Annotated in this window: 16 protein-coding genes and 1 pseudogene; 5 read left to right on the top strand and 12 right to left on the bottom strand. The window is 58.6% G+C overall.

The window, feature by feature from the left end; translation table 11 throughout:
- Positions 1-2: 2 nt before the first annotated feature.
- Positions 3-310 (bottom strand): annotated as a pseudogene (locus PPTH39_RS11545) (DUF3565 domain-containing protein).
- On the opposite strand from PPTH39_RS11545, the gene PPTH39_RS11550 reads away from it, so the two are divergent.
- Both PPTH39_RS11550 and PPTH39_RS11555 read left to right on the top strand, forming a co-directional pair.
- Positions 309-794, top strand: coding sequence for an FKBP-type peptidyl-prolyl cis-trans isomerase (locus PPTH39_RS11550; protein ID WP_095001159.1), 486 nt, complete (start codon positions 309-311; stop codon positions 792-794). The pseudogene PPTH39_RS11545 and the gene PPTH39_RS11550 overlap by 2 nt on opposite strands.
- Positions 795-929: 135 nt before the next feature.
- The gene (locus tag PPTH39_RS11555; protein WP_095001160.1) at positions 930-1,412 is read left to right on the top strand and encodes a glutathione peroxidase; all 483 of its coding nucleotides are present in this window, start codon (positions 930-932) and stop codon (positions 1,410-1,412) included.
- Here the strand turns inward: PPTH39_RS11555 and PPTH39_RS11560 are convergent.
- Complete coding sequence (locus PPTH39_RS11560; RefSeq protein WP_232527634.1) at positions 1,409-2,599, bottom strand: glycosyltransferase family 4 protein; 1,191 nt, start codon at positions 2,597-2,599, stop codon at positions 1,409-1,411. The two genes, PPTH39_RS11555 and PPTH39_RS11560, sit on opposite strands and share 4 nt — an antisense overlap.
- Positions 2,600-2,660: 61 nt before the next feature.
- On the bottom strand, positions 2,661-3,422 hold the full coding sequence (gene cysZ / locus PPTH39_RS11565) for a sulfate transporter CysZ (RefSeq protein WP_095001162.1): 762 nt from the start codon (positions 3,420-3,422) through the stop codon (positions 2,661-2,663).
- Between the two features lie 311 nt (positions 3,423-3,733).
- Between cysZ and trxB the strand changes: the two genes are divergently transcribed.
- Positions 3,734-4,696 carry a thioredoxin-disulfide reductase gene (gene trxB, locus PPTH39_RS11575; RefSeq protein WP_016781820.1) on the top strand — a complete coding sequence of 321 codons (963 nt, stop codon included), beginning with the start codon at positions 3,734-3,736 and terminating at the stop codon, positions 4,694-4,696.
- Between the two features lie 152 nt (positions 4,697-4,848).
- Here the strand turns inward: trxB and PPTH39_RS11585 are convergent, their stop codons facing one another.
- The 6 genes from PPTH39_RS11585 to PPTH39_RS11610 all read right to left on the bottom strand — a co-directional run bounded on the left by PPTH39_RS11585 (position 4,849) and on the right by PPTH39_RS11610 (position 7,834).
- Positions 4,849-5,190, bottom strand: a complete 342-nt coding sequence (locus PPTH39_RS11585) for a HopJ type III effector protein (RefSeq protein ID WP_095018233.1) — start codon at positions 5,188-5,190, stop codon at positions 4,849-4,851.
- Positions 5,183-5,479 carry a DUF1244 domain-containing protein gene (locus tag PPTH39_RS11590; protein WP_095018232.1) on the bottom strand — a complete coding sequence of 99 codons (297 nt, stop codon included), beginning with the start codon at positions 5,477-5,479 and terminating at the stop codon, positions 5,183-5,185. Before PPTH39_RS11590 ends, PPTH39_RS11585 begins: the two co-directional genes overlap by 8 nt.
- A gap of 14 nt (positions 5,480-5,493) precedes the next feature.
- Positions 5,494-5,880, bottom strand: coding sequence for a dihydroneopterin triphosphate 2'-epimerase (gene folX / locus PPTH39_RS11595; RefSeq protein ID WP_095001165.1), 387 nt, complete (start codon positions 5,878-5,880; stop codon positions 5,494-5,496).
- Positions 5,880-6,440 (bottom strand): GTP cyclohydrolase I FolE, encoded by a 561-nt coding sequence (gene folE, locus PPTH39_RS11600; RefSeq protein ID WP_095001166.1) that lies wholly within the window; start codon positions 6,438-6,440, stop codon positions 5,880-5,882. Before folE ends, folX begins: the two co-directional genes overlap by 1 nt.
- A gap of 25 nt (positions 6,441-6,465) precedes the next feature.
- Entirely contained in the window at positions 6,466-7,176 is a 711-nt protein-coding gene (folM, locus tag PPTH39_RS11605) for a dihydromonapterin reductase (protein ID WP_095031462.1), read from the bottom strand.
- A gap of 88 nt (positions 7,177-7,264) precedes the next feature.
- Positions 7,265-7,834 (bottom strand): putative antibiotic biosynthesis monooxygenase, encoded by a 570-nt coding sequence (locus tag PPTH39_RS11610; RefSeq protein WP_095001168.1) that lies wholly within the window; start codon positions 7,832-7,834, stop codon positions 7,265-7,267.
- Positions 7,835-8,080: 246 nt separating this feature from the next.
- Between PPTH39_RS11610 and PPTH39_RS11615 the strand changes: the two genes are divergently transcribed.
- Positions 8,081-9,013, top strand: a complete 933-nt coding sequence (locus tag PPTH39_RS11615) for a MerR family transcriptional regulator (RefSeq protein ID WP_095031463.1) — start codon at positions 8,081-8,083, stop codon at positions 9,011-9,013.
- On the opposite strand, the gene PPTH39_RS11620 is transcribed toward PPTH39_RS11615, so the two are convergent.
- Positions 9,014-9,619, bottom strand: coding sequence for a hypothetical protein (locus PPTH39_RS11620; protein ID WP_095018230.1), 606 nt, complete (start codon positions 9,617-9,619; stop codon positions 9,014-9,016). It abuts the gene before it with no gap.
- A 58-nt stretch (positions 9,620-9,677) separates the two neighbouring features.
- Positions 9,678-10,145 (bottom strand): PAS domain-containing protein, encoded by a 468-nt coding sequence (locus PPTH39_RS11625; protein ID WP_130871991.1) that lies wholly within the window; start codon positions 10,143-10,145, stop codon positions 9,678-9,680.
- 101 nt (positions 10,146-10,246) lie between these two features.
- On the opposite strand from PPTH39_RS11625, the gene PPTH39_RS11630 reads away from it, so the two are divergent.
- Positions 10,247-10,702: a flavodoxin gene (locus PPTH39_RS11630; RefSeq protein WP_095001172.1), complete on the top strand. Its 456-nt coding sequence runs from the start codon at positions 10,247-10,249 to the stop codon at positions 10,700-10,702.
- Here the strand turns inward: PPTH39_RS11630 and PPTH39_RS11635 are convergent.
- Positions 10,683-11,579: a LysR family transcriptional regulator gene (locus tag PPTH39_RS11635; RefSeq protein ID WP_095001173.1), complete on the bottom strand. Its 897-nt coding sequence runs from the start codon at positions 11,577-11,579 to the stop codon at positions 10,683-10,685. The two genes, PPTH39_RS11630 and PPTH39_RS11635, sit on opposite strands and share 20 nt — an antisense overlap.
- Positions 11,580-11,654: the final 75 nt, after the last annotated feature.

The following is an 11,654-nucleotide window of genomic DNA, read 5'->3' on the forward strand; positions in this document are numbered from 1 at the left end:
AATCAATTGCCAAGATTAGCGCTATCCGCCTCTTGAGCACACCAGCCACAGGCAAAGGGCTGGCCTATTTTGGCCTGGCGTTGCCCGGGATCAAGCACCCACGGCCGGGATTGCCAGGGCGGTTGATGGCGCTGGTGCTGTGTGTGGCCACAGGAGAGCACGGCAACCCAGTGCTGCTCCTCATCCTGACGCCAGCCAATGATCGTTGAAGTTTTCAAAATTATCCGTTGGTCTTGGTTGTGTTCGCTTTCGGGCGATTGCTTGGTTAAACTTGCGAACTCATTATTTTTTGCAAAAGGTCTCGCCCCATGACGATCGCCGCTAACAAGGCTGTCTCCATCGACTATACCCTGACCAACGACGCTGGTGAGGTCATCGACAGCTCCGCCGGCGGCGCGCCGCTGGTTTACCTGCAAGGCGCTGGCAACATCATCCCGGGTCTGGAAAAGGCTCTGGTTGGCAAGGCCGTCGGTGACGAGCTGGACGTTACCGTTGAGCCGGAAGACGCGTACGGCGAGTACTCCGCCGAACTGGTCAGCACCTTGAGCAGCAGCATGTTCGAAGGCGTTGACCAACTGGAAGTTGGCATGCAGTTCCACGCTTCGGCGCCGGACGGCCAAATGCAGATCGTGACCATCCGTGACCTGGACGGCGACGACGTGACTGTAGACGGTAACCACCCACTGGCTGGTCAGCGTCTGAACTTCAAGGTCAAGGTTGTGGCCATCCGTGACGCGAGCGAAGAAGAAATCGCTCACGGCCACGTACACGGTGAAGGCGGTCATCAGCACTGACAAGTGCTGCTACGCTCACATGAGAGCTAGCCAGGAAAGGCGCCTACGGGCGCCTTTTTGCATCCTGGATTATGAGGGCAATCGGCAGGCTGAACGATTGTTTGAATGTGGATACGGGAATTTTTGGAGTCCGTCATGAGTGCATTTCACGAACTTACCCTGGACGCGCTGGATGGCAAGCCGCTGCCGCTGGAGACTTTTAAAGGCAAAGTGGTGCTGGTAGTGAATGTCGCCTCCAAGTGCGGTTTGACCCCTCAGTACGCAGCCCTGGAAAACCTCTACCAGCAATTCAAGGGCAAGGGCTTCAGCGTTCTAGGCGTGCCATGCAATCAGTTCGCCGGGCAGGAACCGGGGAGCGAGCAGGATATCCAGGCGTTTTGCAGCCTCAACTACGGCGTCACTTTCCCTCTGAGCAGCAAGCTTGAGGTCAACGGGCCTGACCGCCATCAGCTTTATCGGTTGCTGGCAGGCGAGGGCGCCGAATTTGAAGGGGAAATTACCTGGAACTTCGAGAAGTTTCTGGTTGGCAAGGATGGCCGGGTATTGGCGCGTTTCTCACCGCGTACCGCCCCAGACGATGCCACGGTCATTCAGGCCATTGAGAAGTCCCTGGCCTAAGGCTTTTTTACGGTCATCGGAACCGGCACCGGGGCTGCGTATTCGCGGCCCTGGCGAGCCTGCTGCAACTGGTTTTCGAACTGCTCGACAATCCCCGTCCAGCTTTGCCGACTGGCATGGCAGCGGGCATTGAGGCGCAGGGTGCGCAAGGTTTCCGGGTCATCAAGCAGCCAGCAGGCGGCTTCGATCCAGGCGTATTCATCCCCCGGCATGGCCAGTACGCCGTTGTAGCCATGACGAATATGCAAGCCGGCAGCAGCCTCGTCATAGGCCACCACTCCCAGGCCTGAAGCCTGGGCTTCGAGCACCACGTTGCCGAAGGTTTCGCTCAGGCTGGGAAACAAAAACACGTCACCGGATGCGTAATGGCACGCTAGCGCTTCGCCAGACTGCTGCCCGCAAAAAATGGCCTCAGGCAACGAGGCTTCCAGTGAGGCACGTTTTGAGCCGTTGCCCACCACGATCAATTTGAAGCGGCGTGCGGGATAACGGGCTTGTAGTTCATCGAAACAGCGCTTGAGTGCGTCCAGATTTTTTTCCGGTGCCAAGCGTCCTACATACAACAGGGCAATATCGTTTTCTCTGAGCCCCCAACTCTGGCGCAAGGCATTCTGACGTTTTGCCGGGCTGAACAGCTGGCTATCGACGCCACGGGGCAGCAGCTCCAGGCGTTCAAAATGCCTGCGCTCAAGTTCTACGCGTTGGCTGGCACTGGGCACCAGGGTCATTGCCGAGCGGTTGTGAAACCCGCGCAGGTAGTGAGTCAGCGCCCGGGTAAACAGGGTCAGGCCATGCTGGCGCAAGTACTGCTGAAAATTGGTATGAAAGCCGGTGACCGCGGTAATGCCGAGGCGTCGGGCAACCCTGAGTGCGCACAGCCCAAGGGGCCCCTCTGTGGCGATATAAACCACGTCAGGGGGGTGCTGGCACCAGCGCCTGGTCAGGCGATGGGTGGAGGTCAGGCCCCATTGCAGGCCGGGATAACCGGGCAGCGGCCAACCGCGGCAGAGCATCAGGTCGTCGCTGCTGCGCTGATTGCCATCGGCGCTCTGGCGTGGGCGTATCAGTTGCACGCGGTGGTTGCGGGCGCGCAAGCCATCGCACAGGTGGCCAAGGGTATTGGCCACGCCATTGATTTCAGGGGCGAAGGTTTCGGTAACAAGTGCGATATGAAGGGCTGTGGTCATGACCCCAGTGTGCGTTGGGGTCATGACGTCAATGTGTCACGGTGATGATGGAATGATGAAGTCAGCGGCTGCGGTTGGCGGCTGCCAGCGCTTCATCGCCACGCTCGCGCACCCAGAACAGGGTTGCACCGGCAACGGCTGCGGGCATCATCAGGATATTGACCACCGGGATCAGCAGCACCAGATAGACGATGCCGCCAAAACTCATGCTCTGCCAGCGTTTTTCGCGCAGCCAGGCGAGCATCTCGTTCCAGCCCAGCTTGTGGTTGTCGGCCGGGTAGTCGATGTACTGGATGGCCATCATCCAGATCCCGAACAGCAGCCACAGCGGTGCCGCGATCAGGTTGAGCACCGGAATAAACGAGAGGATCAGCAGGGCAATGGCCCGCGGCAGAAAGTAGCCCAGCTTGCGCATTTCACGGGCCAGGGTGCGCGGCACCATGGCGGCCAGTTCGCCCCAGCTGAAAGGTGGCGAATTATCGACCCCGCGCACCACGGCTTCGACCTTCTCCGAGAGAAAACCGTTAAATGGCGCGGCGATGATGTTGGCCAGCATGGTGAAGGTGAAAAACACCATCAACGCCACCAGCACCACGAACAGTGGCCACAACACGTAGTTGAGGAAACCGAGCCAGTTGGGCAGGGTCGGCATCAAGGTATCGACCCAGAGGCTGAACTGATGCCCGGCGAAATAAATCAATCCGACGAACAGCACCAGATTGATCAGTAACGGCAGCAGCACGAACAGGCGCAAGCCAGGGCTGAGGATCAACTTAAGGCCTTCACGCAGGTACTGCGGGCCAGAGAGAACAGGGGCGGGCATAGCGTGCTCCGAACAGTGGAAAACCGGGCGACCTTAGCGGCTTTGTCCGCAGGACGAAAGCCTTGTCGCAGTATCGACAATAACTGTAACAAAGCCGTCTAAAATCGACTTCGACTACATAGAGACCTGCTATGAGCTGGATTGTTAATGCGTATTTCCTTACTCTCTGCGGCCTCTATATGCTTCACCCATATTTTTCAGGATCTGCGCGTTGCAGGCATAGCCTGGGCAGGTTTAAGGTTTCTTTTTATTCCAGCCGGTAAAGCGGCGTTCCGACCCGGTTTCAATGCGGGCGGTCATAGGAGTGAGTCATGTCTGAAGTACGTCATTCGCGTGTGATTATTCTGGGTTCCGGCCCTGCCGGTTACAGCGCCGCTGTCTATGCGGCCCGCGCCAACCTCAAACCACTGCTGATCACGGGCATGCAGGCTGGCGGTCAACTGACCACCACCACCGAAGTCGACAACTGGCCCGGTGATGTTCACGGCCTGACCGGCCCGGCCTTGATGGAACGCATGCGTGAGCATGCCGAGCGTTTCGAGACGGAAATCATTTTCGACCACATCAATGAAGTGGACCTGAAAAATCGTCCGTTCACCCTCAAGGGTGACAGCGGTACGTTCACCTGCGACGCACTGATCATCGCTACCGGCGCCAGCGCCCGTTATCTGGGCTTGCCGTCGGAAGAAGCATTCATGGGCAAAGGCGTTTCTGCCTGTGCGACCTGTGACGGTTTCTTCTACCGCAACAAGCCTGTTGCCGTAGTGGGTGGTGGTAACACCGCGGTTGAAGAGGCCCTGTACCTGGCCAATATCGCCAGTAAAGTAACCCTGGTTCACCGTCGTGAAACCTTCCGCGCCGAGAAGATCCTGATCGACAAGCTGCACGCCCGTGTTGCTGAAGGCAAGATCGAACTCAAGCTGAACGCGACCCTGGACGAAGTGCTGGGCGACAACATGGGTGTGACCGGTGCGCGCCTGAAGAACAACGACGGCAGCTTTGACGAGCTGAAAGTCGATGGCGTATTTATCGCCATCGGCCACACACCGAACACTTCGTTGTTCGAAGGCCAGCTTGAGCTTAAAGACGGCTACATGGTTGTGCAGGGCGGCCGTGAAGGCAACGCTACTGCGACCAGCGTTGAAGGCGTGTTTGCTGCGGGCGACGTGGCGGACCACGTTTATCGTCAGGCCATCACCTCGGCTGGCGCCGGTTGCATGGCAGCGCTGGACACCGAGCGCTACCTGGACGGCCTGCAGAACGCCCAGTTCTGATAGCCTGCCTCAACAAAAAAACCGGCCTTGGCCGGTTTTTTTGTGTCTGCCCTGTGGGAGCGGGCTTGCTCGCGATGGGATCGCAGCGGTGTAACTGAAAAAAATCGGCGCCTGCATCGCGAGCAAGCCCGCTCCCACGATGAGTTGCAGTATTAAGCTTTGCGCGTAAGCGGCTGGGCTTCGAACTTGACCCCGGCCAGGCCGTGGGCAATCAGTGCGCGAATGTTGCTGTGGTCTGTGCCTTCAGGCGTAGCCAGTACCGAGCGGTAGTGTTCGCCGAAAGCCAGCAGGGTTTCCTGGTCGCTCAAACCTTCCAGCAGGGCCAGGCCCAGGGTCTTGCACGAACCTTCATTTTGCCCTGCAGCGTTTTCCACACCGCCGTTGATGAAGCTCTGAGGCTGGTAATCGTAGTGCGCGCCAATAAACGCCAGGGTATCGGCAAAAACGTGCTCGCCGCTGTTGAGGCTGGCGCGCAGGGTGTTCAAATCAGTCATGCTTTTTTCCTTGGGTGAACGCCGCCGTCTGTTCGGCGCTGGCTTCTTTCTGGTACTGGGCTTTCCACTCGGCATACGGCATGCCGTAGACCACTTCGCGTGCATCATCGAGGCTGATGGCGATCTGGCGCTCGTCTGCTGCGGCCTTGTACCACTTGGACAGGCAATTGCGGCAAAAACCCGAGAGGTTCATCAGGTCTATGTTTTGCACGTCCTTGCGGCTGTCCAGGTGCGCGACAAGGCGGCGAAAGGCGGCTGCCTCCAGTTCAAGCTGTTCTTGAGGTGTCATGGGGTTCACCGGGGTTATGAGGTTGCAGTCTGACGGCTCGCCGCCAGTGTAATCGACACCGATTCGGCAAAGCGCAGCGCGTGCGGTTTGTCGACTTCGACTTCGGCATACAGTACCGCGTCGTTGGCCATCACCAGATCCAGCAACTCCTGGGTCAGGCGCTCAAGCAGGGCGAAGCGGTTCTCTTCGACGTGCTGGATCACGGCCTTGGTGATGGTGCGGTAATTGAGCGCGTGGTCGATATCGTTATCGCGCACCGCCTCCTGCGCCGCGTAGAGGATGGTGAGGTTGATCAACACATCCTGCTTGTTGAGGATTTCTTCCTCATTGATGCCGATATAGGTACGCAGGCACAAGTCCTTGACGCGAATACGGGCCATTCCTGGCTGAAGTTGTGGCATTACGACTTGCTCCGTCCAATCAGTTGCAAGAACTCCATGCGGGTGCTCGGTTCGCGGAAGGCGCCGAGCATGACCGAGGTGTTCATGGTCGAATTCTGTTTTTCTACGCCGCGCATCATCATGCACATATGCTGGGCTTCGATCACCACGGCCACACCGGCAGCCTGGGTGACGCTTTCGATGGCGTCCGCGATTTCCCGGGTGAGGTTTTCCTGGATCTGCAGGCGCCGGGCAAACATGTCGACAATGCGGGCGATTTTCGACAGCCCCAGTACCTTGCCCGTCGGTATATAGGCCACATGGGCCTTGCCGATAAAGGGCAGCAGGTGATGCTCGCACAATGAGTACAGCTCGATATTGGCCACGATCACCATTTCGTCACTGTCAGAGGCGAAGAGGGCGCCGTTGACGATTTTCTCCACGCTCTGCTCGTAGCCATGACACAGGTATTGCATGGCTTTGGCGGCGCGTTTGGGGGTGTCGAGCAGGCCTTCGCGCTCAGGGTCTTCGCCTAAACCAATAAGAATCTCGCGGTAATGCTCAGGCAGTGATGCGCTCATCTAAGTACTTCCTCGCGGGGCGGCATTATTTTAAATGCCGGCCGCCGTTGACGGTCAGGGTGGTGCCGGTCACATACGGGTTGTCCAGCAGATAGCGCAGGCTGCGGTAAATCACCTCGGCGCCGGGCTCGATGCCCAGCACGGATTTGGCCAGCGCTTGGGTGCGGTACTCCGCATCGTCGTCGGGGTTGAACATCAGCAAGGCCGGGGCGATACCGTTGACTTTGATCTGTGGCGCCAGTTTAGCCGCGAATGACAGGGTCAGGCTGTCGAGCCCGGCTTTGGTTGCGCAATAGGCCATATGCTTGCTGCTGCCCTTGCGTGTTACATCATCGCTGATATGCACAATATCTGCAGGGTTCGAGCGTTTGAGCAGCTCGCTGCAATGCAGGTTGATCAGATATGGCGCGAGCATATGCACGCTGAACATGTGCAAAAAGGCGCTGGTTTCTGTCTGTGGGGTTTCTTCCAGCCAGGCCGAGGCGTTGTGGACAATCGCCCGCAAGCTGTCGGTGTGTATTTTCAGCCGTTCGATAAAATCGAGAATGCCGGCTTCGGTCGAAAAGTCGGCAAACAGCGCAATGGCACCCAGTTCGCGGAGAATTTGCACGCCGGGTTTTTCACTGCGATAGGTGAACATCACCGGATAGCCGTCGGCCAGCAGCTGCTGCGCACAATGCAGGCCAACGCGCTGGCCTGCGCCAGTGATCAGAATCGGTGCGGTAGAAGTGGGCATGACGTACTCGGTGCACAAAAGCCGGAAACAGTCGCGGCGCATTGGCAAAACTATACCAGTGTCCGCGACCTGACGGCCAAGCCCGAGATTAGTGGCGCGGTGTCGCGATAGCGCTGCGCAGGGGTTTGCCTGGGGTGCTGTGCAGCCAACCTGCCAGCAAGTGGGTAGAGAGTGGAATAAACAGGTAAACCATCAGCGGCGTCAGGGCCAGGGTACTGACCAGTACCCGTGGCAACAGGGCTAACTCGCCGAGCAAGGGGGCGCATACAAAGTTGAACAGGAGTGAGACCGGGAAGAACGCCAGCCAGATGGCGACTGCCTGCTTCCAGCGGGGCGGTCTTTGCCCGGTATTGCCGAACCAGCCGTCGATGCCGCTGACCCGGTGCTCGGAAGGGTTGGCGAACAGGTCGCTGCCACGCAGCAACCAGGCCTTGCGCGAGACGGAGTGCTCCCAGGCATGCAAGGTGGATTCGTCGGCAAAGCGGAAGATGATTTGAAATTCGTCGTCGCCCGGTGGCGGCGCCAGAACGCCCGAGCCCAGGTAGCCGGCAAAGTCCGTGGCCAGCTGTTCGCCTTCGTGCAGCCAGGCGATCAGTTCCTGGTAGCGGCCTTTGGCGACACGGCGCGCAACCATCAATGTGACAGGGGAGGTAGACATTGTGTATCTCCATGAGGCTGATGCTGCCCGGGTAGGGCAATCACAAAACACGGCGCCGGGGTGGTGGGCCATGTCCGTAAAAACAAGCAAGGATTGTTCCTGAATACACACAGCGCCGTTTGTGGGAGCGGGCATCACCGCGCTCACCTGACAGACCGCGTGGCCTGCACCGCGAGCAAGCCCGCTCCCACAGGGTCTGGATTGACGGGTAGAATCCAGTCACCCTTTCTGATTGTTGCCCTGCCGATGCCTGTGATTACTGAACTCGAGCCCATTGCCCAGGCTGATGATTGCCAGGGTCTGTATCCGATCCGGGAAGTGGCCAGGCTGACGGGAATCAACCCGGTAACCCTGCGTGCCTGGGAGCGCCGCTATGGGTTGATCGAACCAAAACGCACCGAAAGTGGGCATCGTCTGTATTCCGTGAGCGATATTGGAACGATTCGTCAGGTCATGGGCTGGCTTGAGCGTGGGGTTTCTGTCAGCAAAGTCGCGCAATTGCTAGCAAGCAACAGTTCCGTCGATGTCCCGGCACCCGCCAGCAGTGAGTACCGCTACTGGCAAACCCGTATTGGCAGCGCCCTCACGGACTTTAACGAACCCGAATTGGAGCGTCTTTACGGGCAGATTTTCTCCAGCTACCCGATTGACGTTGTGTTTCAGGGGATTTTCCTGCCGCTGTGGCAGCAACTGCTTGGGACCCGGGATACTTTTGGCCGTACCAGTGAATGGCTGCTGCTGGACGGCTTCTTGCGCGGTCGGGTACAGCATCGCCTTCAATTGCAGGCCGCTGTTGCCCGCCCGTGCGTGCTGGTGGTGGCGATGCCTGAGTTGTGCCGCGAGCTGGAGTTGCTGGTGGCGGGCTTGCTGCTGACCCGTAATGACCGCGTGGTCAGGGTTGTGGCCATAGGTCAGCCATTGGAAGAGTTGTCACTGGTTTGCCAGAAGCTGGAGCCCCGGGCCGTTGTGCTGTTTGCCAACCATGCATTGAACACGGCCCACCAGCGCAGGCTGACACGCCTGGCACAGACCCTGAATTGCTCGGTGTCGTTGGCAGGTGAGGCCTCGGATGTGGTTCAGGAGGCCTTGGCGAACTCATCCATCGCTTGCCTGGGGAGTGTGTCACGCCTGATCAATCAACGTCTGGATGCTGAACTCAAGGCAACGCCGGGCGGTTGATCAGACGTGCAGGCCCGGGTGCGCCAGGCGGTGTTGTTGCAGGATGTACTGGCGCAGATGCTCGGTTTCGCCCTTGTCGCTCTGGCTTAGGCGGTAGGCATAAAGGCCCGTTTCCGTTTTGCGCTCCAGGGTGCCGCGCAGGTTGATCCGCTCATATCCATCGGGGCTGAACCACTGTGCAAACTGGCGTGGCGGCTGGCTGTCGTGACGCATTTCAATCAGCACGCCTTTGAATGACAGTTCGGTTACCCACAGATGACCTGCCTTGCCGCGGATATTTTCCAGCGGCACCGGCTCGGCCAGTGACAGGCGCCAGGGGCGCGCCTTTGGCCCGTCTTCGAAGATGCTCGGGGCGCCGAGTTGCAGATGCTGGGCATGGAATTCGTCTTCAACCAGGCGCAGCGGAAAACTCATTTGCTGATTGGCAATTTGTGCCTGGATGGTGACCTGTTCATGGGCGGCAAGGCGTGTCAGCAAATCGCGGATTTGCGACATCCCGTTGACCATCAGGCTCGACGAAGCATCCCGTTTATTCAACAGCGGGTTTTGGTGCATCGTTTGGATGAAATCCAGTTCGTCCTGAGTCAAAAGGGCATCGTGCGACATGGATAAAGCTCGAAAAGGTGTCTGAAAAATCGTCACAGCGACTATCAGACCGTAATTTCTACGTTTTGTTTAATCCGCTCGTCGCCTTGAGCGCCTGCAGTTCAGCCCGAACCGAGGCCAGTCGGGCTTCGAGCTGGGCGACCCGCTGCTGGGCCTTTACCTGCAAGGTGACGTCTTTTTGCACGCCAATAAAGTATGTCAGCTTGTCGTTTTCGTTAAACACCGGCGTGATCGACAGTTCATTCCAGAAGTGCGTGCCGTCCTTGCGGTAGTTGCGCAGGATCTGGCGGGTGGGCTGACCGCTGGCAATCGCCTCGCGGATCAATTGCAGGCCCTGCTGGTCACGGTCGCCGGCCTGCAAGAAGCGGCAGTCCTGATAGAGGATGTCGTCGCGGCTGTAGCCGGTGAGGGTTTCAAAGGCGTTGTTTGCATAAATCAGGATGTTGTCTTCACCTTCTTGTTCGGCAACGACAATGCCGTCCTGGGACGCGTCCACCATGCGTTGTAATAAACGGGCGTTGATCATTGAGTGGTTCTCCAGAGAGGCATACAGATGGGCGCATGGTAAGGCATCGCTGCCAGACCTGTTAATATCCCAGGCTTTTAGTCAGCTACAGGATCAGATTGATGAAAGTCGCCATCCTTTCCGGCTCGGTGTACGGCACCGCTGAAGAAGTCGCCCGCAATGCGAAACAACTGCTGACCGATGCCGGTTTTGAGGTTTTGCTCAATACCCGCGCCACTTTGGCCGATCTCCAGGCGTTTGCTCCCGAAGCGCTGCTGGCGGTGACCTCGACCACGGGCATGGGCGAGCTGCCGGACAATCTCGTGCCACTGTACAGCGCCATCCGTGACCAGTTGCCAGGCGCCTGGCGCGGGCTGCCTGGGGCAGTGATTGCCCTGGGTGATGAAAGTTACGGTGACACGTTTTGTGGCGGTGGTGAGCAAATGCGCGAACTGTTTGCCGAGCTTGGCGTGCGTGAAGTGCTGCCGATGCTGCGTTTGGACTCCAGCGTCACGGTGACTCCGGAGGAAGACTCCGAGCCGTGGATTGCAGAACTGATCAAAACACTGAAGCCGTAACCGGGCGTTCACGCAGCAGCTCAAGCCAGGCCTGGGCTGCCCGTGACAGATACGCGCCATCACGCCAGATAAACGCGATATCCCAGCGCAAGTCATCCGGTGCGAGCAGTTTGAGCCGCACCACCCCGGGGCGCACCAGCCCGCGGGCGACCACACTGGGCAGCAACACTACGCCCTGGCCTGCAGCCACCAATGCCACCAGAAAATCCGCCTGGCCACTGCGCCCGCCTTCGTTGGGGGTAAAGCCTGACTGCTGGCAGGCTTTGAGCACCCGATCGTTGAGCACAAAGCTGCGCTGGTAGAGCAAAAAGGGCGTATCAGCCAATTGCTCAAGTCTTACGCCGGGCCCCTCGGCCAGTGGATGATCGGCCGGGAGCAGAACATCCAGCGGCTCGTCACAAAACGGCTGATAAGCAAACGCGGGATTATTCGGGGTCAGGCTGCCGCCCAGCTCCAGTTCGCCGCTCAAAACGGCCTGTTCGATATTCAAGCTGCCTTCTTCGAGCAACTGCACCCGGATATTCGGGTAGCGTCGACGGTATTCGGCAAACAGCCCGGCAAACAGGGTGTTGCTGCCCAGCAGCGGCAGGCCCACCCGCAGTTCCCCCCGGGTCATCTGGCTCAAGTCGTCCAGCTCGCTCAACAACTCCCGATGCAAGCGCAGCATGCCTTCGGCCCGCTGCAACACCACATTGCCCGCTGCCGTCAGCCGCACCTGAGAACCCAGGCGGTCGAACAGCGGTGTACCGAGGCTGTGCTCGAGCTGCGCCACTTGTTTGCTCACCGCTGACTGGCTGATATGCAAGCTGTGGGAGGCGGGGGTAAAACCGCCCTGGCGGGCGACTTCGACAAAGGTGCGCAGGTGTTTGAATTCCATTGGCGTGATTCCATTTTGGAATGGCTACAAGTCTGACAATTCGTTTCCGGGATGTTAGCAGGCTCTTTAAACTGG

The organism is Pseudomonas bubulae, assembly GCF_900618535.1.
Taxonomy (GTDB): Bacteria; Pseudomonadota; Gammaproteobacteria; order Pseudomonadales; family Pseudomonadaceae; genus Aquipseudomonas; species Aquipseudomonas bubulae.

Bases quoted from the DNA above. Each gene is read 5' to 3' on its own strand.
- PPTH39_RS11550 (WP_095001159.1), top strand. From the start codon at position 309: ATGACGATCGCCGCTAACAAGGCTGTCTCCATCGACTATACCCTGACC.
- PPTH39_RS11555 (WP_095001160.1), top strand. From the start codon at position 930: ATGAGTGCATTTCACGAACTTACCCTGGACGCGCTGGATGGCAAGCCG.
- PPTH39_RS11560 (WP_232527634.1), bottom strand. From the start codon at position 2,599: ATGACCACAGCCCTTCATATCGCACTTGTTACCGAAACCTTCGCCCCT.
- cysZ (WP_095001162.1), bottom strand. From the start codon at position 3,422: ATGCCCGCCCCTGTTCTCTCTGGCCCGCAGTACCTGCGTGAAGGCCTT.
- trxB (WP_016781820.1), top strand. From the start codon at position 3,734: ATGTCTGAAGTACGTCATTCGCGTGTGATTATTCTGGGTTCCGGCCCT.
- PPTH39_RS11585 (WP_095018233.1), bottom strand. From the start codon at position 5,190: ATGACTGATTTGAACACCCTGCGCGCCAGCCTCAACAGCGGCGAGCAC.
- PPTH39_RS11590 (WP_095018232.1), bottom strand. From the start codon at position 5,479: ATGACACCTCAAGAACAGCTTGAACTGGAGGCAGCCGCCTTTCGCCGC.
- folX (WP_095001165.1), bottom strand. From the start codon at position 5,880: ATGCCACAACTTCAGCCAGGAATGGCCCGTATTCGCGTCAAGGACTTG.
- folE (WP_095001166.1), bottom strand. From the start codon at position 6,440: ATGAGCGCATCACTGCCTGAGCATTACCGCGAGATTCTTATTGGTTTA.
- folM (WP_095031462.1), bottom strand. From the start codon at position 7,176: ATGCCCACTTCTACCGCACCGATTCTGATCACTGGCGCAGGCCAGCGC.
- PPTH39_RS11610 (WP_095001168.1), bottom strand. From the start codon at position 7,834: ATGTCTACCTCCCCTGTCACATTGATGGTTGCGCGCCGTGTCGCCAAA.
- PPTH39_RS11615 (WP_095031463.1), top strand. From the start codon at position 8,081: ATGCCTGTGATTACTGAACTCGAGCCCATTGCCCAGGCTGATGATTGC.
- PPTH39_RS11620 (WP_095018230.1), bottom strand. From the start codon at position 9,619: ATGTCGCACGATGCCCTTTTGACTCAGGACGAACTGGATTTCATCCAA.
- PPTH39_RS11625 (WP_130871991.1), bottom strand. From the start codon at position 10,145: ATGATCAACGCCCGTTTATTACAACGCATGGTGGACGCGTCCCAGGAC.
- PPTH39_RS11630 (WP_095001172.1), top strand. From the start codon at position 10,247: ATGAAAGTCGCCATCCTTTCCGGCTCGGTGTACGGCACCGCTGAAGAA.
- PPTH39_RS11635 (WP_095001173.1), bottom strand. From the start codon at position 11,579: ATGGAATTCAAACACCTGCGCACCTTTGTCGAAGTCGCCCGCCAGGGC.